The sequence below is a fragment of the Tautonia plasticadhaerens genome (genome assembly GCF_007752535.1).
Taxonomy (GTDB): Bacteria; Planctomycetota; Planctomycetia; order Isosphaerales; family Isosphaeraceae; genus Tautonia; species Tautonia plasticadhaerens.
Map to the genome: position 1 here is coordinate 2,403,590 of NZ_CP036426.1, position 24,504 is coordinate 2,428,093.

34 protein-coding genes, 1 tRNA gene and 1 pseudogene are annotated in these 24,504 nt (G+C 72.5%); 13 read left to right on the forward strand and 23 right to left on the reverse strand.

Annotated features, from left to right (window positions below; all coding sequences use genetic code 11):
• From ElP_RS09285 to ElP_RS09350, 14 genes are all read right to left on the reverse strand, one after another.
• The gene (locus ElP_RS09285; protein WP_145268617.1) at nucleotides 1-378 is read right to left on the reverse strand and encodes a hypothetical protein; all 378 of its coding nucleotides are present in this window, start codon (nucleotides 376-378) and stop codon (nucleotides 1-3) included.
• Nucleotides 375-1,976 (reverse strand): terminase large subunit, encoded by a 1,602-nt coding sequence (locus tag ElP_RS09290; protein ID WP_145268619.1) that lies wholly within the window; start codon nucleotides 1,974-1,976, stop codon nucleotides 375-377. Before ElP_RS09290 ends, ElP_RS09285 begins: the two co-directional genes overlap by 4 nt.
• Nucleotides 1,909-2,364, reverse strand: coding sequence for a phage terminase small subunit P27 family (locus tag ElP_RS09295; RefSeq protein ID WP_145268621.1), 456 nt, complete (start codon nucleotides 2,362-2,364; stop codon nucleotides 1,909-1,911). Before ElP_RS09295 ends, ElP_RS09290 begins: the two co-directional genes overlap by 68 nt.
• Before the next feature lie 54 nt (nucleotides 2,365-2,418).
• Nucleotides 2,419-2,778, reverse strand: a complete 360-nt coding sequence (locus tag ElP_RS09300) for an HNH endonuclease signature motif containing protein (RefSeq protein ID WP_145268623.1) — start codon at nucleotides 2,776-2,778, stop codon at nucleotides 2,419-2,421.
• A gap of 6 nt (nucleotides 2,779-2,784) precedes the next feature.
• The gene (locus ElP_RS09305; protein WP_145268625.1) at nucleotides 2,785-2,976 is read right to left on the reverse strand and encodes a hypothetical protein; all 192 of its coding nucleotides are present in this window, start codon (nucleotides 2,974-2,976) and stop codon (nucleotides 2,785-2,787) included.
• 64 nt (nucleotides 2,977-3,040) lie between these two features.
• On the reverse strand, nucleotides 3,041-3,412 hold the full coding sequence (locus tag ElP_RS09310; protein ID WP_145268627.1) for a hypothetical protein: 372 nt from the start codon (nucleotides 3,410-3,412) through the stop codon (nucleotides 3,041-3,043).
• Nucleotides 3,413-3,564: 152 nt separating this feature from the next.
• Nucleotides 3,565-3,765 (reverse strand): hypothetical protein, encoded by a 201-nt coding sequence (locus ElP_RS09315; protein WP_145268629.1) that lies wholly within the window; start codon nucleotides 3,763-3,765, stop codon nucleotides 3,565-3,567.
• 105 nt (nucleotides 3,766-3,870) lie between these two features.
• Entirely contained in the window at nucleotides 3,871-4,167 is a 297-nt protein-coding gene (locus ElP_RS09320; protein WP_145268632.1) for a hypothetical protein, read from the reverse strand.
• 36 nt (nucleotides 4,168-4,203) lie between these two features.
• Nucleotides 4,204-4,710 carry a CAP domain-containing protein gene (locus ElP_RS09325; RefSeq protein WP_145268634.1) on the reverse strand — a complete coding sequence of 169 codons (507 nt, stop codon included), beginning with the start codon at nucleotides 4,708-4,710 and terminating at the stop codon, nucleotides 4,204-4,206.
• Between the two features lie 25 nt (nucleotides 4,711-4,735).
• Entirely contained in the window at nucleotides 4,736-5,167 is a 432-nt protein-coding gene (locus tag ElP_RS09330; protein WP_145268636.1) for a hypothetical protein, read from the reverse strand.
• A complete protein-coding gene (locus ElP_RS09335) occupies nucleotides 5,146-5,754 on the reverse strand; it encodes a sigma factor (protein WP_145268638.1) in 609 nt (202 codons plus the stop codon). Before ElP_RS09335 ends, ElP_RS09330 begins: the two co-directional genes overlap by 22 nt.
• Nucleotides 5,742-6,026: a hypothetical protein gene (locus ElP_RS09340; protein WP_145268640.1), complete on the reverse strand. Its 285-nt coding sequence runs from the start codon at nucleotides 6,024-6,026 to the stop codon at nucleotides 5,742-5,744. Before ElP_RS09340 ends, ElP_RS09335 begins: the two co-directional genes overlap by 13 nt.
• A 10-nt stretch (nucleotides 6,027-6,036) precedes the next feature.
• The gene (locus ElP_RS09345) at nucleotides 6,037-6,720 is read right to left on the reverse strand and encodes a hypothetical protein (RefSeq protein ID WP_145268642.1); all 684 of its coding nucleotides are present in this window, start codon (nucleotides 6,718-6,720) and stop codon (nucleotides 6,037-6,039) included.
• Entirely contained in the window at nucleotides 6,720-6,986 is a 267-nt protein-coding gene (locus tag ElP_RS09350; protein WP_145268644.1) for a hypothetical protein, read from the reverse strand. The genes ElP_RS09345 and ElP_RS09350 overlap by 1 nt, the downstream gene beginning before the upstream one ends.
• Nucleotides 6,987-7,516: 530 nt before the next feature.
• Here ElP_RS09350 and ElP_RS09355 point away from each other — a divergent pair.
• A complete protein-coding gene (locus tag ElP_RS09355) occupies nucleotides 7,517-8,200 on the forward strand; it encodes a recombinase family protein (RefSeq protein ID WP_145268646.1) in 684 nt (227 codons plus the stop codon).
• Between the two features lie 4 nt (nucleotides 8,201-8,204).
• Nucleotides 8,205-8,405, forward strand: a complete 201-nt coding sequence (locus ElP_RS09360) for a helix-turn-helix domain-containing protein (protein ID WP_145268648.1) — start codon at nucleotides 8,205-8,207, stop codon at nucleotides 8,403-8,405.
• A gap of 337 nt (nucleotides 8,406-8,742) precedes the next feature.
• On the opposite strand, the gene ElP_RS09370 is transcribed toward ElP_RS09360, so the two are convergent.
• The 4 genes from ElP_RS09370 to ElP_RS09385 form a co-directional block, all read right to left on the reverse strand.
• Nucleotides 8,743-9,015 (reverse strand): hypothetical protein, encoded by a 273-nt coding sequence (locus tag ElP_RS09370; RefSeq protein ID WP_145268652.1) that lies wholly within the window; start codon nucleotides 9,013-9,015, stop codon nucleotides 8,743-8,745.
• 5 nt (nucleotides 9,016-9,020) lie between these two features.
• Nucleotides 9,021-9,398 (reverse strand): hypothetical protein, encoded by a 378-nt coding sequence (locus tag ElP_RS09375; protein ID WP_145268654.1) that lies wholly within the window; start codon nucleotides 9,396-9,398, stop codon nucleotides 9,021-9,023.
• Between the two features lie 191 nt (nucleotides 9,399-9,589).
• Nucleotides 9,590-9,928, reverse strand: a complete 339-nt coding sequence (locus tag ElP_RS09380) for a type II toxin-antitoxin system VapC family toxin (RefSeq protein WP_231749594.1) — start codon at nucleotides 9,926-9,928, stop codon at nucleotides 9,590-9,592.
• Nucleotides 9,929-10,060: 132 nt separating this feature from the next.
• On the reverse strand, nucleotides 10,061-10,924 hold the full coding sequence (locus ElP_RS09385; protein WP_145268656.1) for an ImmA/IrrE family metallo-endopeptidase: 864 nt from the start codon (nucleotides 10,922-10,924) through the stop codon (nucleotides 10,061-10,063).
• A gap of 292 nt (nucleotides 10,925-11,216) precedes the next feature.
• On the opposite strand from ElP_RS09385, the gene ElP_RS09390 reads away from it, so the two are divergent.
• Nucleotides 11,217-11,414: a hypothetical protein gene (locus tag ElP_RS09390; RefSeq protein ID WP_145268658.1), complete on the forward strand. Its 198-nt coding sequence runs from the start codon at nucleotides 11,217-11,219 to the stop codon at nucleotides 11,412-11,414.
• A 28-nt stretch (nucleotides 11,415-11,442) separates the two neighbouring features.
• Here ElP_RS09390 and ElP_RS09395 read toward each other — a convergent pair whose 3' ends face one another.
• From ElP_RS09395 to ElP_RS09410, 4 genes are all read right to left on the reverse strand, one after another.
• Nucleotides 11,443-11,919: a hypothetical protein gene (locus tag ElP_RS09395; protein WP_145268660.1), complete on the reverse strand. Its 477-nt coding sequence runs from the start codon at nucleotides 11,917-11,919 to the stop codon at nucleotides 11,443-11,445.
• A 395-nt stretch (nucleotides 11,920-12,314) separates the two neighbouring features.
• Complete coding sequence (locus ElP_RS09400) at nucleotides 12,315-12,740, reverse strand: hypothetical protein (RefSeq protein WP_145268662.1); 426 nt, start codon at nucleotides 12,738-12,740, stop codon at nucleotides 12,315-12,317.
• A 106-nt stretch (nucleotides 12,741-12,846) separates the two neighbouring features.
• A complete protein-coding gene (locus ElP_RS37760; protein WP_197446840.1) occupies nucleotides 12,847-13,734 on the reverse strand; it encodes a hypothetical protein in 888 nt (295 codons plus the stop codon).
• A gap of 21 nt (nucleotides 13,735-13,755) precedes the next feature.
• Nucleotides 13,756-13,959 (reverse strand): hypothetical protein, encoded by a 204-nt coding sequence (locus ElP_RS09410; protein WP_145268664.1) that lies wholly within the window; start codon nucleotides 13,957-13,959, stop codon nucleotides 13,756-13,758.
• A gap of 176 nt (nucleotides 13,960-14,135) precedes the next feature.
• Between ElP_RS09410 and ElP_RS09415 the strand changes: the two genes are divergently transcribed.
• The 3 genes from ElP_RS09415 (at nucleotide 14,136) to ElP_RS09425 (ending at nucleotide 16,931) form a co-directional block, all read left to right on the forward strand.
• Nucleotides 14,136-14,678, forward strand: a complete 543-nt coding sequence (locus ElP_RS09415) for a 2Fe-2S iron-sulfur cluster-binding family protein (RefSeq protein WP_145268666.1) — start codon at nucleotides 14,136-14,138, stop codon at nucleotides 14,676-14,678.
• A 478-nt stretch (nucleotides 14,679-15,156) separates the two neighbouring features.
• Nucleotides 15,157-15,570, forward strand: a complete 414-nt coding sequence (locus tag ElP_RS09420) for a hypothetical protein (protein ID WP_145268668.1) — start codon at nucleotides 15,157-15,159, stop codon at nucleotides 15,568-15,570.
• Nucleotides 15,571-15,572: 2 nt separating this feature from the next.
• Nucleotides 15,573-16,931, forward strand: a complete 1,359-nt coding sequence (locus ElP_RS09425; RefSeq protein ID WP_145268669.1) for a helix-turn-helix domain-containing protein — start codon at nucleotides 15,573-15,575, stop codon at nucleotides 16,929-16,931.
• Nucleotides 16,932-17,034: 103 nt separating this feature from the next.
• Here the strand turns inward: ElP_RS09425 and ElP_RS09430 are convergent.
• Nucleotides 17,035-17,107, reverse strand: a tRNA-Thr gene (locus ElP_RS09430).
• 130 nt (nucleotides 17,108-17,237) lie between these two features.
• Here ElP_RS09430 and ElP_RS09435 point away from each other — a divergent pair.
• The 7 genes and pseudogenes from ElP_RS09435 (at nucleotide 17,238) to ElP_RS09460 (ending at nucleotide 24,366) form a co-directional block, all read left to right on the forward strand.
• Nucleotides 17,238-18,326: a cyclase family protein gene (locus ElP_RS09435; RefSeq protein WP_145268671.1), complete on the forward strand. Its 1,089-nt coding sequence runs from the start codon at nucleotides 17,238-17,240 to the stop codon at nucleotides 18,324-18,326.
• Between the two features lie 165 nt (nucleotides 18,327-18,491).
• Nucleotides 18,492-19,463 carry a cysteine synthase A gene (gene cysK / locus ElP_RS09440; protein ID WP_145268674.1) on the forward strand — a complete coding sequence of 324 codons (972 nt, stop codon included), beginning with the start codon at nucleotides 18,492-18,494 and terminating at the stop codon, nucleotides 19,461-19,463.
• A pseudogene (locus ElP_RS41090) lies at nucleotides 19,460-19,846 on the forward strand (Mov34/MPN/PAD-1 family protein); the annotation flags it as partial. The gene cysK and the pseudogene ElP_RS41090, both read left to right, overlap by 4 nt.
• A gap of 183 nt (nucleotides 19,847-20,029) precedes the next feature.
• On the forward strand, nucleotides 20,030-20,482 hold the full coding sequence (ndk, locus tag ElP_RS41095; RefSeq protein WP_197447102.1) for a nucleoside-diphosphate kinase: 453 nt from the start codon (nucleotides 20,030-20,032) through the stop codon (nucleotides 20,480-20,482).
• 139 nt (nucleotides 20,483-20,621) lie between these two features.
• Nucleotides 20,622-22,640, forward strand: coding sequence for an NAD-dependent DNA ligase LigA (ligA, locus tag ElP_RS09450; protein ID WP_145268678.1), 2,019 nt, complete (start codon nucleotides 20,622-20,624; stop codon nucleotides 22,638-22,640).
• Nucleotides 22,637-23,644: a glycosyltransferase gene (locus tag ElP_RS09455; protein ID WP_145268680.1), complete on the forward strand. Its 1,008-nt coding sequence runs from the start codon at nucleotides 22,637-22,639 to the stop codon at nucleotides 23,642-23,644. Before ligA ends, ElP_RS09455 begins: the two co-directional genes overlap by 4 nt.
• On the forward strand, nucleotides 23,641-24,366 hold the full coding sequence (locus ElP_RS09460; RefSeq protein ID WP_145268682.1) for a class I SAM-dependent methyltransferase: 726 nt from the start codon (nucleotides 23,641-23,643) through the stop codon (nucleotides 24,364-24,366). The genes ElP_RS09455 and ElP_RS09460 overlap by 4 nt, the downstream gene beginning before the upstream one ends.
• Nucleotides 24,367-24,504: the final 138 nt, after the last annotated feature.

Consider the following 24,504-nt stretch of genomic DNA (forward strand, 5'->3'; position numbering starts at 1 on the left):
TTACTCGACCTCGGCCAGGATGGTGTTGCCGCAGGCGTTGCAGATGTCGACGCGACGGACACCGTCGGCCACGTAGCCAGGGGAGAAGTTCCGGCTGCCGCAGATCGGGCAGCAGGAGGGCGGACGCTTGGCGACGAGGGCGGCCTTCGGTGCCGGCCGATCCAGGACGACGGCCATTTCGAATGGAGGATCGCCGGCCAGGCAGACGTGGGACCCGAAGATCATCATGAGCCGCCAGAGCTGGATTCGGGTCCAGCCGTCGGCGTCGATCTGCGGCACGCACCGGAACTCGTAGTGCTCGCAGTAGAGACGGATCCCGTCGGGCTTCAGCCGGACCCTCACCTCTTCGTTCAGGTTGATCGTGATGGAGTCGCTCACAGGACCAGGGGCCCCCTCTCCTCGTAGACCGAACGCTCGTCGCCGCCCTCGCCCATCCAGGCCCCGAGGGCCATCACCAGGGCGACCACGCCGTCGATCCGCTCGGTGGACTTGCCCTTGCTGGGGCGGATCAGCTCCTCGCGCTGGTCGATCGCGGCGTTGGCGACGCACCAGCGGAGCACCGGCTGGCCGTCGTGCCGGAGGTTGCCGTCGATGATCAGGCCCTCCAACCGCTTGGCCGGGGCGTTCATCCAGAAATGGGTCTGCTTGAACGGCAGCATCGTCAGCCCGGCGCCGTCGCGGTCCAGCCGGGTGGCGACGTAGCCGGCGTGGGCCGGGTCGAAGGCGAGGGCCTGGATCGGGAAGCGTTGGGCGATCGCCTCGATCTCCGAGGCCACCCGCTCGTGGTCGAGCGTCTCGGCGTCGGTGAAGGTGACGTGCCCCTCGCGCTTCCAGGCGGGATACGGCACCCGGTCTCGCCGCTCGCGCTCGATCGCCGATTCGCCGGGGACCCAGAAGAAGGGGAGCACGACGATCGGGTCGCCCTCGGCCTCGCCCGGGAAGACGAGCACCAGGGCGGTGAGGTCGTGGATCGTGCTCATGTCCAGGCCCGCGTAGCAGGCCCGGCCCTCGAAGGCCGACCAGTCGACCTCGGCCGTGCAGCGGTCCCAGGCGTCGAGCGACAGCCAGCGCTCGGCCTGCTCGGTCCACTGGTTCAGGTAGAGCTGGCGGAACGTGTTCTCGAAGCGGGGCCGCTCGCGGGCCTTGTGGAACTCCTCGCGGATGAAGTCGAGCGAGCAGAAGTCGCCCAGCGCGGGCATCGCCTTGTGCCAGGTGGCCTCGTCGGTCCAGTCGTCGCCGGCCCCGGCGGCGTGGATCACCGGCAGGTAGGTCGGGTCCTCGCGGACCCCGTCGCGGACGTCGACGGCATACTGCCACTCGTCGAAGCAGAGCGAGTGCCGGTCCCAGCCGGCCGTCGTGATCATCCAGGTCAGCGGGTCGAGCCTCGCGGCGAAGCCGGTGGTGAGGACGTTGACCAGCTCCTCGTCGACGACGTGGTACTCGTCGATCAGGACGGCGGTCGGGCCGAGGCCGTGCTTGGACTTCGGGACCGAGGAGAGCACCTCCAGCGTCGAGTTGCCGGCGGGGTACTCGATCCGCCTGTAGCCGTCGTAGATGACGAACCGGGAGTCGAGGGCCGGGTCGTTGCGGATCATCTCGCTCATGGCGGAGAAGATCAGCGCGGCCTGCTTGGTGTCGCCGCTGGCGGTGTAGACCCGCTGGTTCGCCTTGCCCTGGCCCTCGCCGGTGAGCAGGAACAGCCCGCCGCCGGCCACCACCTCGGTCTTGCCCTGCTTGCGGGGCAGGCCCCAGAAGGTCTTGCGGTACTGGCGTCGGCCGTCGGGGCGTCGGGTGCCGAAGAGCCTCCGCAGCGGGTCGGCCTGCCAGGGGCGGAGGTCGAAGGGCTCGCCCGAGAAGTCGCCGGTGTGGGTGAGCTGGTTGAAGAAGCGGACCGCCCGCTCGCCGTGGTCAGCCGACGACGCCGAGCAGGTCGCCCCACCTGTCCGGGCCGGTCGCGTCCGTCGGGGTCGCGGCATACTTGCTCGTCGCGGGCACCAGGCCGAGGTCGTAGCAGATCGACTTGAGCCGCATCGTCGCGGCGTTGATCATCGCCGCGGCCGGGTGCGGCACCGGGCAGTTGGCGGCGTTGAGCGTGATCGGGCCGTCCCGGGCCACCGCCTCGTGGCAGGTCCGGAGCATCGACACGTTGATCGCGTAGGCCTCGACGATCGTCGGATCGGTCCGCTCCAGGTTGCCGGCCTCGGACAGCAGGGCCGTCAGGTGCCGCCAGGCGTCGGCGGCGTGCTCGTCGTCGGCGAGGTGCCCGGGCGGCTCGGTGCCCCGCGGGGGGGCCTTGGAGGCCCGCCTCGCGGCGGCCTTGGCCTTGGTCTTGGGGCCTCGGGTCGGCATCGCTCGGGGACGCATCAGCGCCCCACCCCCAAAGGGTCCGTCGAAAAATGTGCGCGCTTGGGCAGGCGTTCAGGGAGAAACGGGCCCGGGGGGCGGACCTCCCCCCCTCCCGTCCTCGGCGGCGCGGACCCGGTTGTGGCAGCTCCGGCAGAGCGGCCTCAGGTTGGACCGGTCCAGCGCCAGGTCCGGCCGCTCCTTCCGCGGCCGGATGTGGTCGACGTGGCTGGCCACGGTCAGTCGGCCGTGCTCGCGGCAGAGGCGGCAGAGCGGCTCCTCGGCCAGCACCAGCGCCCGCAGCGACCGCCACGGCTTCGCCATGTACCAGCGGCGATCGGCCTTGCGGTCCTCGGTCCGCTCGATGGGCCGCTCGTGCGGCTTGCGGGGTGCCGGCGACCAGGGCGGCCGATAGCTGGGGATCCGCCGGGGCATGGGGGGTCAGGCCGTCCGGGCCAGGCGGCGGCGGATCGCCCGACCCGAGGGGGCGACCCGCGGCGAGCCGAAGCGGTCCGGGTCGGCCCGGCCGACGCCCAGCCGTCGGCGGTCGGATCGGGACAGCGCCCCGGGCTGGTGTCCCAGCGAGGCGGCGGCGAAGAGGGCGGCGAAGGCGGCCAGGATGCGGCGGTGCATCGGCGGTGCTCCTCGGGGTGTGCGTCGAGGCTCGGCGTCGAGCGGGGGATCGGCGGCGATCGGCTCAGGAGACGGCGCAGTCTCCCGGGTCGGGGAGGTCGTCGTCGGCCGGGCAGGGGAAACCCGTGCCGTCGTCCGGGCAGGGGAAGCCCCGGGACTGGAGGCAGAAGGTGAAGGGGTCGAAGGGGGCCAGCTCGGCCGACGCGGCCGGCTCGAAGCCGGCGTCGGCCTCGGGGCCGGGGGCGTTGACGGGCGTCAACGGCCGCCGCTCCGGCCGGCGGATCTCGAAGTTGCGGGCCTCGTCGTCGAAGGCGAGGTTGGCCCGGCCCGGTTGGCCGCGGCGGGCCTCGATCCCGTAGACCTTGACCCGGATCACGTCGCCGGAGCGGTGGACCAGCTCGACCCACTGGCCGTCGTTGCGCTTCAGGACCAGCATCGGTTGCGTCGTTCCATCGGGTGTGAGGGGGGGCGGCCGGCCCGGTCGCGCGGCGTCGTGTCGGGGTCGTCTCGGGAGGGCCGGGCCGGCCGCGGTCGGGAGTGCGGCGGATTCAGGCGGCGAGCTTCAACGGAGGACTTCAGTGGGGTCGATCAGCCGCCGGGGCTGAGCTTCGCCCGGACGGCGGCATCCTTGGCCTCGAGCAGCTTGCGGAGGGCGACGGTCCGCTCGGGGCCCGGCTCGACCAGGACGCAGAGGTCCAGGGCGAGCGAATGGAAGTGGAAGGAGACCTCCTTGAGGTGCCCAGGCAGGTGCTCGAAGGCGAACCACTTGAGCAGGCGTTCCTCGGGCATCGCGATCCTCTCGGTCGGGTCGGGGTTCAGCCCAGCCGCCAGCAGAGCCAGGCGGCCAGGGCCAGGAGCAGATTCGCGGCGAGCTGGGCCCGCCGGCCGGGGCGGTCAGGGCGTCGGCGGCACATCGCCGGCGGCCTCGCGTCGGGCCAGCTCGGTCTTGAGCTGGGCGACCAGCGCCTCGGAGGCGGCCAGCGAGGCCTTCAGCGAGACCTCCTGGAACCGCTTGTCGATCCAGCGGTTCACGGCCGAGATCAGCAGCGGGGCGAGCACGGCCACCACGGCCCCGGCCAGCATCTGGATCGGCTCGGCCGAGGCCACGGCGAGCAGGGTGGAGGCGGTGGCCGAGGTGCCGGCGGAGATCCGGGAGACCGGGTCGTCGAGGTGGGCGAGCAGCGGGATCATCGGGGCCTCGTCATCGAGGGGGGGGGCGGGGGTCGATCAGTAGCCGACGACGGCGACGGACCAGCCGCGGGATCGGGCCGTGCCGAGGGCGACGGCGGCGGGGTCGAGCAGCTGCTCCCGGTGCGGGTCGGAGTGCAGCCAGAGGGCCCAGGCGGTCGCCGGGTCGTCGACGGGGGCGACCGTCTCGCCGGCGACCCAGCCCGAGGGCCGGGAGGGCCGGTACCCGGCGTCGGCCACCCGCTCGGGGAGGCCCGGGCCGCCGGGGAGCCGGTGCCAGTGGCGGGGGTCGGCCGGGCGGACCAGGGCCAGGTCGCCGGCGTGGCGGCGGGCGGCCGACTCCAGCCGGGCGTCGTGCCGCAGCGGGCGTCGGCCCAGCGCGGCCCGGCGGTGGTTGACCAGGTCGGCCAGGGCCGGGGCCCCGGGAGAGACCGGGGCCGGCGCCGGGGCCTCGGGTGCGGGCGGCCGGCAGCCGGGTCCGGCGCCGGGGCCCGCGGCGAGGACGACCAGGGCGAGGACGGCCAGGGCCGGGAGGCGTCGCGGCATGGGGGGAACCTCGGGGGCCGGCCGATCAGCCGGCCGGGGTGACGACCAGGTCGCCCAGCAGGTTGAAGCGGCCGGGCGGCGGCGGCGGGTCGAACAGCTCGCCGTCCGAGTCGCGGCGGCCGGTCGGGTCGTGGTAGAAGACGCTCAGGCCGACCGAGACGTTGGAGCCGGTCGCCGGGTAGGGGCGGGGGGTGCCGTCGGGGGCCAGCTCGTGGAGGCTGATCGAGTACCAGCCCTCGGGGCCGTCGACCGGGACCTCCGACCGCCAGATCCCCAGCCGAGGGGCCGGGTACTCGGTGATCGGGTGGAGGTGCCTGGCCGGGTCGAAGTCGCCGGGGCCGGCCGCGCCGTCGCGGGCGACGAGGTGGCCGGAGTCGCGGTGCCAGCAGATCATGGCCCAGGCCCGGCCGTCGCCGGTGCCCAGGTGCTGGTCGGTCAGGTAGCGGCGGGCGGGCATGGGGCGAGATCCTTGCGGGGGCGGCCCCGGGGCCGGCGGGGGGCGGCGGCGGGGGCGGGTCCGTCGCCGGCGAACATCGCCAGCGCCTCGGCGTGGAGCCGGCAGACCGAGGCACGCGAGCGGTAGCCGAGGGCCCGGGCGGCCTCGGCGTCGGTCAGGCCGTCGCGGTAGATCAGCCGGCAGGCGGCGGCGTGGCCGGGGGGGAGCGTGCGGAGCCGGGCCTCGATCGCCTCGGCCGCGTCCAGGGCCGATCCGACCGGCGGGGCGTCGGCGGCCCGCAGCTCGACCAGGGCGAGGCCCTCGGGCTCGATGTCCGTCGCGGGCCGCTCCATCGCGCGGCGGGACAGGTGGTCGCGCCGGGCGTCCCGCAAGGCCCCCCAGACCCGTTGACGGGCGTAGGTGCCGAACGTCGCCCGCTCGGGATCGTAGCGGGCGGCGGCCAGGACCAGGGCGGCCAGGGCGGCCGACTCGAACTCCTCCCAGATCTCCGGCAGCTGCGCCTGGAAGGGGCGGGCCAGCGCCCGGGCCAGCGGCACATAGCGGGCGGCCAGGTCGCGCTGCGCGTCGGTCAGTTTCAGTTGGGGCATGGGGGGCACGGCTCGCACTCCAGCGGGCGTCGGGCCGGGATGCCCAGGGCCAGGGCGACCCGCTCGGCCAGCTCCTCCAGCGCGATCAGGAGCTCCCGCCGTCGGGCGAGCTGCCGGGCGACCACGCCGTAGATGAGCGGCACGTTGGGGGCGGGGCGGCCGAGGGCGCGGTAGGCCTCGTCGCGGACCCGCTCCACGCGGCGCAGCTCGGCCAGCAGGCGGCCCTGCGCGTCGGAGAGCGTGACCAGCCGGTCGAAGTCGACGGCGGGCATGCAGGGCCTCCTAGGCCGTCTGGCGGGGCGGCCGGCGCGGGCGCCCCCGGTCTCTCGGGTCGACGCCGGGCTCGGTCCCGGCCCGGTCGTGCAGCTCGGCCAGGGTGATCAGGCCCGAGCGGTGCAGGGCGAAGGCCCGCTCGATCGCACTGGCGGCCTCGGCCTCGCCGGCGTCGCGGGCGTCGCAGAGGGCGAGGCAGGGGGGCCCCTCGGGCTTGCGGGCCAGGGCGGCCCGCTCCTTCGCCGCCAGGCGGGTGCGGCCCCGGGGCGTCCGGGACGGCTGGCGGGGGCGGGGGCGGGTGCCGCGGCGGATCGCCCCGGCGTTGCCCGGCGAGGCGCACTGGCAGCCGAGGCAGACGAACGGGTCGCCGGGGCGGACCCCGGTGCCCGGCAGGACCTCGCCGTCGGCGTCGCGCCGGGACTCGCAGATCGAGCAGGCCGGCACCGGGCGGGGCACGCCCAGGTCGTGGTCGACCAGGGCCCGGCCGATCGGGGCCGAGGCCTGGCCCTCGAGGGCCGGCGTCCAGCAGCAGTCGGCCCCCATCAGCGGGTGGACCCTCGGGTCGACCGGCCGGCGGCGGAGGTCCCAGGCGGCCTCGTCGGCCAGCTCGACCCCCACCAGCGACCGGAGCAGGTCCCCCGTCGTCTCCCGGGCCCGGGCCTGGGGGCGTGCGGGTGCGGGTGCGGCGGCCATCAGCCGGCCCCCCCGGCCCCCCCAAGCACCCGGAGGATCCGGGCCTTGATGCGGGAGCGGCTCTTGAAGATCGCCCGGACGGAGAGGTCCATCGCGGCGGCCAGCTCGTCGGCGGTCATCCCCTCCCGGGTGCACACCGCCACCACGCGGTCGCGCAGGTCGCGGAGGTCCTCCTGGGAGAATGTCCGTCGGCCCGGCCCGCCGAGGGCGAGCCGGGAGGGACGCTCGTCGAGGTCCCCGTCGTAGCGGATCCGGGCGGCGATCATCCTGGTGCGTCCTCGTCGATCGGGGTGCCTCGGCGTCGAGGCCTTGCTCCGCGGCTCGCTCTCGCTTGCGTACGTAAGGGAGACGGCGCCTCCACTGAACGGGCCACCCGCCGAATCCGCCTTAAATGTCGGGCCACCATGGCCCTGCGAATTCCTGATGACCTGAACGTGAGCATACGGCGCCCGGCCGCCCGGTCGCAATCTCCCGGGGATCCGGCCCCGAATGTCGGATCGACCGGCCGACCCTGAACGCGCGTCGCCCCGAAATTCACGCAACTCCTCATGCGGTTTAATCTTGCCGCCGGGCGGTGACGGCCCGGGTGCGGTCGGGGCGCCGACGCGGGAATGGGGGAGATCGATCCGGGGGCGGATCCCGGGCGAAATCGGCCCGCGACGTTCGCCGAGGGCCGGCCCCCGGCACCGGGGGACGGCCGGGGGACCGATCGCCCGACCCCCCGGGATCGATCTCCCCGGATCGATCTCCCGACGAATCGGCGGGCGCGGCGACGGGGCCGCGGGGAAGGCACGCGATGCGAGCGGTCGGATACGTCCGCGTCTCCACCCAGGAGCAGTCCCAGGACGGCGTCTCGCTGGCCAGCCAGCGCGAGAAGGTCGTCGGCTACGCCGCCCTCTACGGCCTCGAACTGGTCGCCGTCGAGGAGGACGCCGGCGCCTCGGCCAAGACCCTCGACCGGCCGGCCCTCGCCCGGGCCCTCGCCCTCATCGACCGGGGCGAGGCCGACGGCCTGCTGGTCGCCAAGCTCGACCGGCTCACCCGGTCGGTCGCCGACCTCGACACGCTGATCCGCCGCTACTTCGGCGAGCCCGCCGGCAAGCAGCTCTGGTCGGTCGCCGACGCGATCGACACCCGGACCGCCGCCGGCCGGCTCGTGCTCAACGTCCTCATGTCGGTCGCCCAGTGGGAGCGGGAGACGATCGGCGAGCGGACCCGGGACGCCCTGGCCTACAAGCGATCGCAGGGGGAGCGGACCGGCCAGATCCCCTACGGCCGTCGCCTGTCGGCCGACGGCGTCCACCTCGAGGCCGACGACGGGGAGCTGGCCCTGCTCGACTGGATCCGATCGCGGAAGGCGGACGGCCACTCCCTCCGGGCGATCGCCCGGGAGCTGGGCCGCATGGGGGCCCCCACCAAGAACGGCGGCGCCTGGTCCAAGACGACCGTCGGCCGCCTCCTCCAATCGAAAGCGACGTGAACCGATGGCGAAGAAGAAGCCGCCGACGAAGCTCGGCGAGCAGCTCCGGGCGGCGATCGAGGCCCGGGGCCTCTCGGGGGGGGCGGTGGCCCGCATGGCCGGCGTCGACCCCCGGTCGATCGGCCGATGGCTGGCCGGCACCCAGGGCCTGAACCTCGACACCGCCGAGAAGGTCGCCGAGGCCCTCGGCCTCCGGCTCCGGTGACCCTGGCGCCCCGGGTGCCCGGGGCGGTAGGATGGTCCCCGTCGGGCGACGTGCCCGGCGTCCCGGCACCGGCCATGCAATCGGTCCGGGATCAGACATCGACGAATCGTCGATGGTCGAGATGGATTGAGCGTTCCGCGTCGAGGGCCCGGGGGGGCGACCCCCCGGGCCCTCGACGCGCAAAGAGACGCCCCGGGACCACGGATGGCCCGGGGCGTCGACTGGCCCCGACGGGCGGGCGAGGTGGCCGCCGGGGACGGGGGCCGGCCGGCCGGCCGGCCGGCCCGGGTCCATCCTGGCGCATCCGCCCCCATGGGTCAACGCGGACCGATCCCCCTCACCTCCCGACCTCCCGCAGCGCGACCCGGGCGTGCATCAGCAGGAGCTCCCCCGCCCGGATCGCCCCCGACCGGTCGCCGGCCCCCCGGCAGAGCGAGCACGTCGCCGGCCCCGGCCGGCCCGGCCCCGAGCCCCGCAGCCGGCCGGCCGAGTAGAAGCCGCACTCCGACTCCCATCCCCCCCGACGCCGCCGGAACCGGTGCGACACCCCGCCCACCTTCCGCCACCGGCGGCGGGCCCCGATCGGCAAGGCCGAGGGTGTCCGATGCATCGTGGTCACTCCCGACCCGGGCCCGGCCCGGCCCGGCAGCCGGCCGCGGCGTCCCGGAATGCGGCCTCCCGGTCGGCCGGGTCGAACCGCGATGCCCGGCCGATCGAGGTCATGAGCTGGTCGCCGGTCGGCAGCCCGGCCAGCAGCTCCAGGGCCGTGCCCCGCTCCCCCGCGTCCCCGGTCGTCAGGATCGACCCGAGCAGGACGAAGGCCAGGGCCCCGTCCGGGTCCCCCGCCGCCTCGACCGCTTCGACCAGGTCGTCCAGCCGCCGGGCCGGCTCCCCCGCCTCGTCGCCGGCGGCCTCCAGGTGGGCCGCGCTCGCCTGCCGATAGATCCGCAGGCAGTCGGCCGCCTCCAGCGTGATCGTCACCGCGTCGGCCATGGCGAAGCCCTCCGTTCATGTCGGGATCGGATGCTGTTCACATCCTATCCGACCGCCGGGGGAGGGCGCCAGTCACGTACGATGACATCGAGCCAGGGGACGGGACGACTCGCCCTGCCGGGCCTATCGGGGCAAGGACGGCCCGGGGTATCACGTGGAGGCGGAGGGCGATCGATCGCCCGCGACCCGGCTCAGCTCACGTAGTCCCAGGGCTGCGCCTCGACGCCCGGGAATCGACACAGGTGGTCGACGTTCGTCGTCGCGATGATGACGCGATCCTCCGGGAGCGTGGCCGTCACGGCCTGGGCGGCGAGGATGGTGTCGCAATCGAGCGCCTTGTCGTCGGCCGTCTGCCTCCCCTCGTTCCTCAGCAGCGCCCAGAATTCGGCGGCCTTGAGGATCGCGGCACGGCTGAGCGGCAGGAGGGCGGCCGAGGACAAGGCGTCGAGGTTCGCCAGGAGGTCGTCGGCGGGCGCCCCCTGACGCAGGAACTCCCGGCGGGCTTCGTAATCCGCGATCTCGGGCACCATCACGAAGTAGCCCTTCCCCCGCAGGCCGGCAAGCCACTCACGACACCGCTGCGACCGATCCGACCGGCTCTTGCATGCCAGGCATAACGGGCCGGTATCCAAAAATACATAAGTTGACACCCGTGTGTGCCCTCATTTGTCGCCGAAGAGCTTCCGGTGCGGACGCCGCTCGTCGATCCCGCGCTCGATCGCCTCCATGAGGCCGGGCGGATCGACGCGTTCCTGCCGGTCGATGGCCTTGAGCGCCCTCTCGAAGGCGTCCTGCCTGGCGTCCCGGTCGTCCTCGACCATGGGGAGGATTCGCCCCTGGTCATCCAGGGCGATCGGCGGGAATGCCGGGATCGGGCCCCGCTCGTCGGCGAGGCGGCGGCCCTCGGGCGTTGTCCGCGATTCATGCAACGAGGCGAGGTCGACGTACTGGAAGCCTTCGACGGACGGGACGATGAGCCCCAGCTCCTTCAACCGGTAGAGCATGGCCGACCTGGAAACCTTGAAGAGCGGCACGAGATAGTTCGGGGACTTCAGCAAGTTCCAATTCTCTCGCACCTGGCCCTCGGGCATGAGCAAGGCGGTCGCGAACGCATTGGCCTGGGCCTCGGCCCGTCGCCGCATCAGCTCCTCGCGATCCGGGGCCTGGACGACCTCCGGGTCGTTCACCCCCCAGAAGTCATGCCGGTACATGGTGACCTCCGTGTCCTCCCATTCGTTGGCCGGGTGGAGCAGGCGGTGGCCGATCTCGTGGGCGATCGTGAAGTTCTGCCGGGCCGGCGGATCCGACTCCCGGACGCGGATCTCGACCTGGCCCCCGCGGCTGACGAGCTGGCCCGCGACGTCGCCCTCATCGAACTCCAAGTACGTCACGCCCAGGCCCAGGTGGCTGGCCAGCCGGTCGGCCTCGAAGGGCGGAGTCGCCAGGCCGGCCTCGCGTGCGTAACGCTCGGCGATCCGCTCGATCGATTGGCGATCGCGGTAGGGGATCTCGATCGCCGTGGACATGGCTTACCTCACTCGCTCGGGAAGCAGTGCCGGGCGGTTCGTGGCAGGTCCCCTCCATTGTATCCAGGATACTGATTTCCTGTACACATGGGATGCCACGATCCCCGCAGGTCACCCAAACGCCCGGGTCAACTTAATCAGTCTTGCCTCCTTGGTCCGCACAGTCAAAGGTTCGCGTTGAAGGCAGGTCGGCGTGCCTCATCGTCGTAGCGATCGTGCCGGTTTCGAGTGCGACCTTCGAGGCCCCTCCGGTGGGCTAGATGCCCGGAGACGTGGCCAAGGGGAAGGGGCGATGATCGACGTGCTGGTTCACTTCGATCGCTACGGTACGCGAGGCGGCTCTCGCGGCTGTTGGCGGGCCTGGCTGCGGGCCGACCGTCGGATCCACGACGCGGGGGCGACCCCCGACGAGGCGTTCCGCCAGTGCGTCACGACCGCGATCAGTAACGGCTGGGAGACGAACCGGGAGGCGTATCGGATGGTGGAGTGACCGGGCCGGTAGGCTTGTCGCCCCTCGCTCACCCCTGCTCGGGTGGGAACTTCGTCGGCGCCATCACGGTCAGGACCAGGACGAGGTAAATCCTCAGGGTGAGGATCGCCGCGGCTACGGTCGGCAGCAGGAAGACCCAGGCCACCAGCGGATGCCCCAGCGGCATCCCCTCGCAGGTCATGGGCATGAAGACGAGGCAGGCCGCGATCGTGCAGGCGGTCCATTTGAGCGATCGCGGCAGCCCTTCCCTGGCCGAGGACAACTTGCGTTCCTCGGTCTCCAGGTATTCCTGAATCTGTTGATTCAGTCGTTGGGCCCGCTCGGGGTCGTGGTGGGAGGAGTCGTTGGCCTTCATCCTCGCATCGCCGAACCCGCGGAACATGCTCTCCCGCTTCGAGAGCAAATACTGCATCTGGAAGAGCACCAGAGCCGCCAAGAAGCCGAATGCCCCGGCGAGCGTCTGGGAGATCGTCGAGTAGGTGTAGTAGAAGACCGTATAGTCCACGATGAGTCACCTCGTCGTTGCGAAAGCCGCCCCGGATCACTTCAGCCCCAGTTCCTGGAGGGACGGTGCGCTGGGAGGAGCTGAAGCGGGAGGAGACGGACGATGATCGAGTGCGATTAGCTGAGCTACGTCCGGGGCACGCGGCGGGAGCTGCCCGACGGCCGGATCGCCGCGGTGATGCCGCTGCTGGGGGGGCCGGGGGCGGATCGTCGCCGGCCCGGCCCAGCACTGGCACCAGGGCTATTCCGACGGCTGGTGATTCGAGTCGCTGCGGGCGGCGGTCGTCGCCCTGCACGACTGGGACCCGGCGGCCGAGCCCGAGCCGGTCGGCTGGGTGCGGCACGTCCCCTCGGGCCGGCGGCGGCCGGCCGAGGGCATCCCATCGACTTCAGGGCTCAACCGCCACCCGATGCTCCGGGATGGTCCACCTTGTACGCGACCGCGGCCAGCGCCGCCGCCTCGGCGAACGTGACCCCCGGGAAGGGGTGCCGCCCCATGTATTCGAGCAGCAGGATCTCGGGGATGCCCGACTCCTCGCGTAGCGCGATGAGCACGCTGCCGACCCGGAGGCGATGCTCCTCGTCTTCGGGCAGGTCATAGGCCGCCAGCACCGGCGTCATCGCCAACTCGATCCGATCCGAGGGCGGGTTGCCGGCGAACCGCCCCGAGAGGACCCCGACGGCCGTCGGGGAGGGCGCGGCCGGCGGGGGTGCCGGCCGCCCGGCATCCCGACCGGCCGGGCCCTCGAACGCGGAGATGATGACACCCAGCAGGACCACCCCGAGGAGACCGAGACAACCGACCTTCGCACATCCCTTCATCACACCCTCCCCGTCCCTCGGGACACTCCGCCCATCGCTTCGGCTGCAATCCGAGCTCCAGCACCTTCGCGGAGCGCGTCAGCGCGTGGTCGAACCGCTCGGCACGTCATCGTCGCGACTGCTCGGCGGGAGGGTCCAGCGGGAAGCGGATCCGAAACGGAGGCACGTCCGCCGGCACCGCGTGTCCTGCGGCGATCAGGCCGCGATTGACGAAGAGGCCGTCGGGCGAGCGGAACAGGTAGGCGAGGTATCGGCCGTCGTCGTCCTTGCCGTCGCGGACCGGGTCGTGGTCGACGTGGACCTTCCGTCCCGTGAGCAGCGAGCCCAGGAATGCCCGGGCTGCGGGGGATTCCCCCTCGACCGGGTCGACGCCCGCCAGCCTGACCGGGACCTCCTGGTCGTCGACCCGGACGACCACCGTCAGGCCGTCCTCGACCCGGACGACCTCCCGGGCCCGGCCGATCTTCTCCTGGCGATCCGCGGCGGTGGTGGCTTGCTCGGACTCCGGGTGGCTGGCGAGGAGCTTGCGGTAATTGGACAGCGCACCGCTGACCTTGCCGTCGTCCTCCAGCGACTGCCCGAAACGGAGGAGCGACGTCGCTCGGGCGGCGGAGGCACGTGCCGCCTCGGCCCGGGCCGCGGCCGCGGCCCGAGCGGCAGACTCGGCACTCGATGCGGCCTCAGCCCTGGCCTGCTCCTGGCGTCTCCGCTCCTCGGCCGCCTTGCGGGCCTCCTGCTCGCGTCTCCGCTGCTCGGCGGAGGGGCCGGTGACCACCGGCGCCGGGCGGGAGCAGGTGCCGCAGCTCCCGCCGGAGTTGCAATGGCCGCACGAGCTGCAATTCTTGCAGGCCCGGCAGAAGGAGGAGCCGGTGCACTTGGCCAGCGGCCCGGCACAGCAGCTCGGGGCGGACAGGGGCCACAAGCCCCATCCCGCCAGGGCGGCGGCAACGCCGATCGCCGGCGCGAGTCGGACGAACCATCGTCGAGCGTGCATCACGATTAACCCATCACAGGCTCAGCATCGCCTGGGGGGCGGCTCGTCGAAGCCGACGTCGCGGGCGTACTTGGCCAGGGCCTGGTCGATCACCGTCGCGCCGGTGGTGCGGCAGTGGTCGGAGAGGCGGCGCAGCCAGTCGCGCCACTCCCTCGTGCCCCGCAAGCTGATGGCGTTCTCCGTCGCGGAGCCCGCCCGACCGCCTTCGGTCTCAGACCTCGCCATGGGTCCTAACCCCCCGGCCCCGACGCCGGGGCCAAACCCATTGTGACATGATAAGGACCATGCGCCTAGTCCCCGCATAGGCCGACGTTTGACCACCAGGCCCATGCGGGGTACGGTGCATCCGGACACCGGCAATTGCGCCCGGCCCATCATCGCGCGTAACCGAGGCCATGACGATGAATCATGATGAGGCGTTCCGGGCCGGGACGCCCACCTTCGCCGACCCCGTCCCCGGCTGCAATGGCGGGCTGGAGCTGGTCGCCCGGGACCGGCCCGTGCTGGCCGGCGGCGGCTGGGCCTCGGCCCGGCAGGAAGTCTATCGCTGCCGGTCCTGCGGCTGCCGCCTCGGCCTGCTCGACGGCCGGGTCGCCTGGGTCGAGCGCCGCCTGCCGGCCGCGGCCCCCGACGAAAACGGGAAGCACTCCGGCCCGACGGCGACGCGGAGCACCGGCCGGGCCGGCCCGGGCTCCCCTTCCATCCCCAAGGTCCTGGAGGCGATCCGCCGGCTGGCCGGCGCCGACGGCGCCTGCACCGCCGGCAACGTCGAGATCGAGCGGGAGGCCGGCATCACCCGCCGCACCGCCCAGTACGCCCTGGCCCACCTGGCGCGCTCCGGTGCGATCCGGATCGAGGGCGGCACGCGGGCCCTCGACGGCCGGCGGATCATCCCCACCGACCCGGGCGGCGACGGCCCGACGCCCGGCCCCGGCACAAGTTAGGCGGGCCGACTTAGGCGGGCCTCGAGTTGCGCCCTTGAGCGCAGCGGCGTGGCGGGGTAAAGTTGCCCGTTGCCGGCCCTGCGCGGATGCATCGCGTGGCCGGTATCGCCCGAGGGCGGGGTCGTCAGCCCCGCCCGACTGGCATCCTTGTGATCCGGCCGGGTGGTCCGGCCGGTGCGATGCGTCGGGGTCGTCAATCCCGCCGCGTCCGTCGATCCGCCTTGGTAGTTCCGGCCGGCCGCCCTTCTCAGCCAAAGAGCACGGGTGGTGGCCGACGCACGGGAGTGATCGAGTGTCCGCCTCAACCCGATCCGCCTCCGGGGCCCTCGGCCCCGACGTTCGCCGTCCGTACGACGCTGGACATCTTACCACCCCTCGACCCGCGATCAAGCGGAAAAGTCCGCCCGGCCATCCCGACCTGGGGCCCGACGAGCGGCTCGGCCCGCTGTTCGAAGAACCCGCCCCGGCCCCCCGCCCGATGGCCCGCCCGTCGCAGCACCCCGACCTCGGCCCGGCGCTGGCCGCCTCGGCCCTGGCCGACGTGCTGGGCGACGCCATGGCCCGGCACCTCCGCCGCTTCGACTCCGTCTTCCGCCTCGACGTCCAGGGGGCCGCCTGCACCGTCCACCTGGTCGTCGGCTCCGACCCCAACCGGGCCCCCTCGCCGACGGTCCTGGCCTGGGAGGTCGACGAGCCCCGGCCCGACGGCCTGTCCCAGACCTTCGTCGTTTCCGCCCGCCCCGGCCTCTGCCCCCGGTGCTCCTGCGCCGAGTACGAGCGGGACTGGGACTGCCGGCACATCCGGGCCTTGCAGGACCTCGGCATCCTCGGCAGCCCCGTCGACGCCGAGACAGGTCCCGCCTCCCCCTGCGACGAGTGGGGGGGCGTGTAGTCATGACATGCCTCAGACCGCTCCCGGTCCCAGGCCCCGACCCCGAGGGTCCCGACCTCCGATCGTTGCCCGGCGGGCCCGACTCGCCGTTCCTGACCTGGGACATGGTCCGCGACGACCCCAGGATCAAGGACGCCCTGCAAACCCTCGTCGAGAAGCTCAACAGCGAGACCTACTCGGGGAGCGTCGACTGCTGGCCGAGCAACCAGCGGCTCGCGGAGAAGATCCGACGGCACCCGAAGTACGTCGGCTCGCTGCTGCTCCGCCTGGAGCAGTGGGGCTACATCACCCGGATCGTCAAGGACTGCGACGACGACGACGCGAGGTTCGAGGAGCTGGTCCGCCGCGGCTACCGGCCGGGCTGGAAGGCCAAGGGCCGGATCCGCCCCCCACGGGTGATCATCCTCAACTGGAGGTTCCCGATGCACCCCTCCCGGGAACAACACGAGGCTACCCCCCAATCCGGGCCGGGGGGTCCGCGCCCACAGGGAGGGGGGGTCCATACCGGCGCGGAGGGGGGGTCCGCGCCGGCGCGGGGGGGGGTCCGCGCCCACAGGGAGGGGGGGTCCATACCGGCGCGGAGGGGGGGTCCGCGCCGGCGCGGACCCGATCTTAAGAGATCCGATCTCTTAAAGGACGAAGTTGAAACTCACCATGGGGGAGGTGGTGACGTTTCACCGATCGATCGGGGGACGGGGGAACCCACCGATCCGGGCAGACCCCCCGGCGTCGAGTCCCGCTGCCTCGACGCCCTGGCCGTCGCCGACGGCGACCCCTCCGGCCCGAGGGGGCCGCTGGCGGTCCGGGCGGTCCGTGGCGCCGTGGCGGCACTGGCGGGGCCCCTCGGGTCGAGATCCGGGGGGATGATCGCCGAGCGGATCTGGCGGGCCGTCGACGACGACGGCGCCCCCAGGCGTCGGCTCCTCTCGGCCGCCCGCCGGGCCGACCGGGCGGTCGGCTACGGGATCGCCCCGGCCGAGGTCGGGCACGGCTTCGTGGTCGCCTGCGACGGCCACGACTTCCCGCAGCCGGTCCACCCCGAATCCGAGGCGGCCCGGGACGCCCGCCGGCTCGCGTCCGGCCGGCCCGATCGCCAGGACCGGCCCCCGCTGGGCTTCTCCGCGGCCCTCGCCCTGGGCGGCTCGCCGTTCGCCCCGCCCCCCAAACCGGGGCCGCCCCCGTCGAGGCCCCCCGCCCCGATGACGCGACCCACGCCCCCGAGGGGCCACGGCGCCAAGCACACCCCGGAACAGCTCCGGGCCCAGCTCGAGCTCCTGCGGTCGCGGTCCGCGCAGCAAAAACCGCCGGCCGCTCCCAGCCAAGAGCACGCGACCGGCGGTCGGGAGGGATCAATCCGATGAACTCTACACCTGAACTCGCGTTCAAGTCAAGCCCGCCGGACCCCGACGCGGGGTGTCAAGCCGCGCCGGTCTCCCCCGGGGATCGTCAGGCCCCCGGGGGGAGAGCCACCGAAGAGAGTCGAACTCTTAACCCCCGCTTTACGAAAGCGGTGCTCTGCCGATTGAGCTACGGTGGCGAGAAATAGAATGTTAGGACGGGTACGGTGGCATGTCAACGCCAGTCGCCGGCTTGCTCGGGTGCTCGGGGGGGCCGTATGATACGCCGCCATCTCGCCGATCTCGAGGTCCGGACGCCGGGGCTTCCTCATGAAATGGATCCGATCCTTCCATCCGGGGCGCCGGGCGATTCTCGCGGCGGCGCTGGCCACCCTGTCCGGGGCGAGTGCGGTGCCGACGACCGGGGGTCAGGACGGGCCGGCGGCCGCTGGCCGCGCCGATCCCCCCACGCTCGAGGGATGGACCAGGGGCAAGGGATGGGGGTGGATCTGGGGGCCCAAGGATGAGGTCGGCAGCCTCAACGCGATGTCCGACCGGAGCCGGGGAGAGGCGCTCCGACTGGCGAGCGAGGGCAAGTCGTACGACCTGGGCCAGGCCTACAGCCGCCGGAGCTTCAGGTGGGCCGGGCACAACCCCGGGGAGGTCATGACTTTCCGGAGCCCCGACCGGATCGCCGCGATGGGAGACCCCGACGCCCCGCCGCCCGGGACCAACCCGGATCGCATCCACTGGCACTCCTGCGCCCTGTTCATCAGCGACAACGTCGGGACGCAGATCGACGGCCTCGGCCACGTCACCGCCGGGGCCGACGACCACTGGTACAACGGGTTCACCGAGGCCGACTGGGGAGGTGACTTCGGCATCCGCAAGTGTGACGCCACCACCATCCCGCCGATCATCGCCCGGGGGGTGATGGTCGACGTTGCGGCCTGGAAGGGGGTCGACGCCCTGCCCGCGCACACGGTCATCACCGCCGAGGACCTGCAAGCGGCCCTCGACCGCCAGGGGGTCGCCATCCGCCCGGGCGACGTGGTCCTGATCCGCACGGGGGCCGGCCGGTACTGGGGGGACGAGGGGGCCGACCACGAAACCATCGCCGAGCACGACTCCGCCGGGCTCGACCTGGCGGCCACCCGTTGGCTCGTCGAGCAGCAGGGGGCCATGATGGTCGGCTCCGACACCAGCGGCTTCGAGGTCAGCCCGCCGCCCCCGGGCACCGGCAGCATGATCCCGGTCCACAAGTACCTGCTGGTCGACCAGGGGGTCCACATCGGCGAGTTGCACAACCTGGAGGCGCTCAGCCGGGACGAGGTCTTCGAGTTCTGCTACGTCGCCTCCACCAACAAGATCAAGGGCACCACCGCCGGCTTCGCCCTCCGGCCGATCGCCCTGCGATGACCCCCCGGGAAAGATCACGAAGGTCACCGGGAATGTCGGGATTCGCCAGGTTGTCCGGCGGGGGGGATGGTCGTATGATGGGGCCGGCTCGGCGGGGCGGGTGGGTCGTCCGCCGCCGGCCGGGGTGATCTGGAGCGTCTCGCGACGCCCGAGGGAGGACCAGCGATGGCGACCGCCGACGACGTGAGGACCAGGGGCCGGATCTACGACGAGATCACCCAGTGCGTGGGCAACACGCCCTTGATCCGGTTGCGTCGGGTCACCGAAGGCTGCCACGCGACGGTGGTCGCGAAGTTGGAGAACTTCAACCCCCTCTGGTCCGTGAAGGACCGCATCGGCGTGGCGATGATCGACGCGGCCGAGGCCGAGGGGAAGGTCAACGCCGAGACCATCATCATCGAGCCGACCAGCGGCAACACCGGCATCGGCCTGGCCTTCACCTGCGCCGCCCGCGGCTACACCCTCCGCGTCACGATGCCCGAGAGCATGAGCCTCGAACGCCGTCGGCTGCTCAAGGCCTTCGGGGCCGAGATCGTCCTCACCCCCGCCGCCGAGGGGATGCCCGGCGCCGTCCGCAAGGCCGAGGAGCTGACGAAGACCACCCCCAACTCCTTCATGCCCCAGCAGTTCCGCAATCCGGCCAATCCGGAGATCCACCGCAAGACCACCGCCGAGGAGATCTGGCGGGACACCGAAGGCCGGGTCGACATCCTCGTCTGCGGGGTCGGCACCGGCGGCACCATCACCGGCTGCGGCGAGGTGCTCAAGCAGCGCAAGCCCGGCCTGCAGGTCGTGGCCGTCGAGCCGGAGGACTCCCCGGTCATCACCCAGGCCAAGAATGGCGAGCCGCTGAAGCCCGGCCCGCACAAGATCCAGGGCATCGGCGCCGGCTTCATCCCCGAGAACCTCAACGTCGAGATCGTCGACGAGGTGGTCCAGGTCTCCAACGAGGACTCCTTCGAGATGACCCGCCGGCTGGCCCGGTTGGAGGGGATGCTCTGCGGCATCTCTTGCGGGGCCGCGGCGGCCGCGGCGGTCCGGGTCGCGATGCGGCCCGAGAACGCGGGAAAGATGGTGGTAGTCGTGCTCCCCGACCTTGGCGAGCGCTACCTCTCGACCCCGCTATTCCCCGAATGAACGCGGACGAACCCGCCCCGGAGCCGGACTCGACCGGGGATCCGTTGGAGATCCCCGGCCCAATCCTCCGGGAGATGATCGAGCACTGTCGGCGGGAGGCGCCGATCGAGGCCTGTGGGCTGCTCACCGGCCGAGGGCGGCGGGCCGACGTGCTCTATCGCCTGAGCAACGCCGCGGCGAGCCAGACGAGGTATGACGTCGACCCCGCCGAGTTGATCGCCACGCACCGGGATTTCCGGGAGCGAGGGATGAACCTGCTCGCCATCTACCACTCGCACCCGAAGTGGTCGGCCGTCCCGAGCGAGACGGACCTGCGCGAGAACCACTACGAGGACGTCCCCCGCATCATCGTCTCGCTGCAGTCCCCTGAGGAAGAGGTCCGCGTCTGGCGGCTGGATCCCGACCGATACGAGGAGCTGCCCTGGCGAGTCGTCGACGGTTGGACGGGCCCGCCGGGGATCGCTATACTGCCGGACCGGCCTCCCGAGGCGGGACCGGCCCGTCATCGGCGAAGCACGACCGAACCGACCCGAACCGACCACTCCGACCAATCAAGGCCCCCCGTCATGCAGCGCACCCTCGTCATCTTCAAGCCCGACTGCGTCCAGCGCCGCCTCGTCGGCCAGATCCTCCAGCGGTTCGAGGCCAAGGGGCTGCGGATCGCCGCCTTGAAGATGATCCAGGTCGGCCGGGAGCTGGGAGAGCAGCACTACGCAGAGCACAAGGAGCGACCCTTCTTCCCCGGCCTGATCGGGTTCATCACCGGGGGCCCGGTGGTGGTCGGCGTGCTCGCCGGTCCGGAGGCCGTCTCCGTGGTCCGGGGCATGATGGGCAAGACCAGCGGCATCGAGGCCGCCCCCGGCACCATCCGGGGCGACTTCTCCGTCAGCAAGCAGAACAACCTGATCCACGGCAGCGACAGCCCGGAGTCCGCGGCCCGGGAGATCGCCCTCTGGTTCAAGGCCGAGGACGTCCTCGACTACGACCTCGCCGGCTCGGGCTGGGTCTACGAGGCCTGAGCCGACTACCCTGGCCGGCGAGCGAGGCCGTCGCCGAGGGACCGGCGACGGCGACCATTCCGAATGCGATGCGATCCGATCCGATCGACGCGCCCGGCCGACGTCGCCGGGCGCTCCCAGGAGGGGAGGGGGGTCGACGATGGAGACCGAGGATCCGGCCCGGGAGATCGCCGAGCTGCGACGCGAGATCGACCGGCACGACCGCCTCTACTACGTCGAGGCCGCCCCGGTCATCAGCGACCGCGAATATGACCGCCTCCTCAAGCGGCTCGGAGACCTCGAGGCGGCCCATCCCGAGCTGATCACCCCCGACAGCCCCACCCAGCGCGTCGGCGGCGCCCCGATCGAGTCGTTCCGCACGGTCCGGCACGCCGTCCCGATGCTCTCGATCGACAACACGTACACCCTCGACGAGGTCCGGGAGTGGGACGCCCGGGTCCGCAGGGGCCTGACCGACGGCGAGGCCGTCCGCTTCGACGTCGAGCTGAAGGTCGACGGCGTCGCCGTCTCGCTCCGATACGAGGGCGGCTCCCTCGTCCTCGGCGCCACCCGGGGGGACGGCGAGCGGGGGGATGACATCACCTCGAACCTCCGGACCGTCCGGGGCGTGCCGCTCACCCTGGCCGACGATCCCCCCGACCTGCTGGAGGTCCGGGGGGAGGTCTACATGACCAACTCCGAGCTCGTCCGGCTCAACCAGGGCCGCAAGGCCGAGGGGCTTCCCCCGTTCGCCAACCCCCGGAACGCGACGGCCGGCTCGCTGAAGCTGCTCGATCCGAGGCTCTGCGGCAGGCGTCGGCTCATGTTCGTGGCCCACGGCCTGGGGGAGGTCCGGGGGCTCGACGCCTCCTCGTATGAACAGGTCCTCGGCCTGATTCGCCGCTGGGGCATCCCCGTCAGCCCGCACAACGCCTGCTTCGACGCCATCGAGGCGGTCATCGAACACGCGACGACCTGGGAGTCGAAGCGGCACGAGCTGGACTTCCAGATCGACGGCCTCGTGGTCAAGGTCGACGACCTCGGCCAGCGGGCGCGGCTGGGGAAGCGGTCGAGGAGCCCCCGATGGGTGATCGCCTACAAATATGAGGCGGAGCAGGCGATCACGAAGATCCTGGGGATCACCGTGCAGGTGGGCAAGACCGGCAAGCTCACCCCCGTGGCCGAGCTGGAGCCGGTCCCCCTGGGCGGGACGGTGGTGAGGCGGGCCAGCCTGCACAACCCCGACGAGATCGACCGCAAGGGGGTCCGCATCGGCGACTCGGTCGTCATCCAGAAGGCCGGCGAGATCATCCCCCAGGTCGTCCGGGTCGAGGCCGACGCCCGGGACGGATCGGAAGTCCCCTACGCCTTCCCCGATCGCTGCCCCAGCTGCGACTCGCCCGTCGAGCGCATCCCCGGCGAGGTCGACGTGCGGTGCTCCAGCCCCGCCTCGGTGTGCCCCGACCAGCTCAAGGAGTGGATCCGCTGGTTCTCCCACCGGGACGCCATGGACGTCGACGGCCTGGGGGAGAAGCTGATCCATCAGCTCGTCGACAAGGGGTTCGTCCATTCGCTGGGAGACCTCTATCGGCTCGACGAGCAGACCCTGGCCGACCTCGACCGCATGGGCAAGAAGTCGGCCGCCAACCTCGTCAGGGCGCTGGAGGAGAGCAAGCACCGGACGCTCGACCGGTTCCTCACCGGCCTGACCATCCGCCACGTCGGCATCCGGATCGCCGAGATCCTGGCCCGACGCTTCGGCTCGATCGAGTCGATCCGGCACGCCTCCCTGGAGGCGCTCGAGGCGGTCCCCGAGGTCGGCCACGTCGTCGCGGCCAGCGTCCGGGAGTTCTTCGAGGACGGGGCGAACCAGGCGCTGCTCGACGACCTGCTCGCCGCCGGCGTCTCCCCCCAGCCGCTCCCCGAACTCCAGGCCGCCGACGGCCTCCCGCTAGCCGGGAAGACGTTCGTCATCACCGGGACCCTGCCGCATCGTTCCCGCCCCGAGGCCGAGGCCCTCATCAAGAGGGCCGGGGGCAAGGTGACCGGCTCCGTCTCGAAGAACACCTCCTACCTGCTCGCGGGGGCAGAGGCCGGCAGCAAGCTGGAGAAGGCCCGGCAAATGAACATCACCGTCATCGACGAGGCCGAGCTGGAACGGCTGGCGGGGGGCGGATGAGCGCGACCGACCCCGACGCCCCGGCCGGAGCCCCGCCGAGGGGATCCCTCGTGGTGCTGATCCCCGTCTACAACGACTGGGAGGCGCTGCGGCGGTTGTTGCCCGAACTCGACCGCGTCCTGGCCTCGTCCGGGCTCCCGGCCGACGTCCTCGTGGTCGACGACGGCTCCCTCACCGACCCGGACCTCGGCCCCGGCCGCTACCGGGCGATCAGCCGGGTCGACCTGCTCGTGCTGCGGAGGAACCTCGGCCACCAGCGGGCGATCGCCATCGGCCTGGCCTACGTGGCCGATCGGCTGGAGACGTGCGAGACCCTGGTGGTGATGGACGGCGACGGCGAGGACGACCCGGGGGACGTCCCCCGGATGCTCGAACGCTACCGGGCCGAGGGGGGGACGAAGATCGTCTTCGCCGACCGGACGCGACGCTCCGAGTCGATCCGCTTCCGCGTCTTCTACCAGATCTACCGGCTAATCCACCGCCTGCTCACCGGGTTCGACGTCCGGGTGGGAAACTTCAGCGTGATCCCCCGTCGGGTCCTGGAGAGCCTCTCGGTGGTCTCCGAACTCTGGAACCACTACGCCGCCGCCGCCTTCAACTCCCGGCAACCGCATTGCTCGATCCCCACCCGGAGGGCCCGGCGGCTGCACGGCGAGCCGAGGATGAACTTCGTCCGGCTGGTCGTCCACGGCCTCAGCGCCATCTCGGTGCACAGCGAGCTGATCGGCGTCCGCCTGCTGGTCGTCTCGTTCGCCCTGATCCTGCTCGACCTCGTCGGGGTGACGGCCGTCGTCGTCGTCCGCCTGACGACCGACCTGGCCATCCCCGGCTGGGCGACGACCGCCGTGGGGATCTCGCTCGTCCTGCTGGCCCAGGCGGTCATGCTGGCGCTGCTCTTCAGCTTCGTGACCCTCAGCGGGCGGCAGGGGCTCACCTTCCTGCCGATCCGGGACTACGGCTACTTCGTCGGCCGGTCCCGGAACGTCCACCCCGGTGAACCATGAGTCGCTACACCTACGAGGGCTCGGAGCTCGACCTCTTCGCCGGCGCCAGGGTCTGGAAGGAGACCCTGAGGAGGCACCTGGCCCCGTACCTCGGGCCCGAGGTGCTGGAGGTCGGGGCCGGGTTCGGGGGCACCACGCGGTCCCTCTGCCGGCGGGAGGCCGGGCACCGCCGGTGGATCTGCCTGGAGCCGGACGCCGGGCTCGCCGCCCGCCTCGACGCGACGATCGCCTCGGGAGGGCTGCCGGCCTGCTGCCGGGTGGTCGTGGGGACGACCCAGGACCCGGGGGTGGTCGCCGAGGCCCCCTTCGACGCCGTCTTGTATATCGACGTGATGGAGCACATCGGGCGGGACGCGGAGGAACTCGACCGGGCCTCGGCCCTGCTGAGGCCGGGCGGGCACGTCGCGGTGCTCTCGCCGGCCCATCAATGGTTGTTCACGCCGTTCGACCGGGCGATCGGCCACCATCGCCGCTACTCGAAGCGGTCCCTGGCCGCGCTCACGCCCCCGGGCCTGGAGCCGGTCCGCCTGGACTACCTCGACTCCGCCGGCCTGCTCGCCTCGCTGGGCAACCGCCTGGTGCTCCGCAGCGCCATGCCCGGGCCCAGGCAGGTGGCGTTCTGGGACCGGTACCTCGTCCGGGCCTCTCGGGTGCTCGACCCGATGCTGGGCCACCACGTGGGGAAGTCGGTCCTGGGCATCTGGCGGCGTCGGTCCCCCTAGCGGGACGGGCGCCCGGGGACACCGGGCCCCACGCCGGATCGGGGCGGGGGCCGGGGGGATGGGCGCCGCGTTCCCCTGGCGTGAGCCGCCCCGGGGGCGGATAATCGGCCCATCCCCTTCGTCCGGGGCACCGACCCC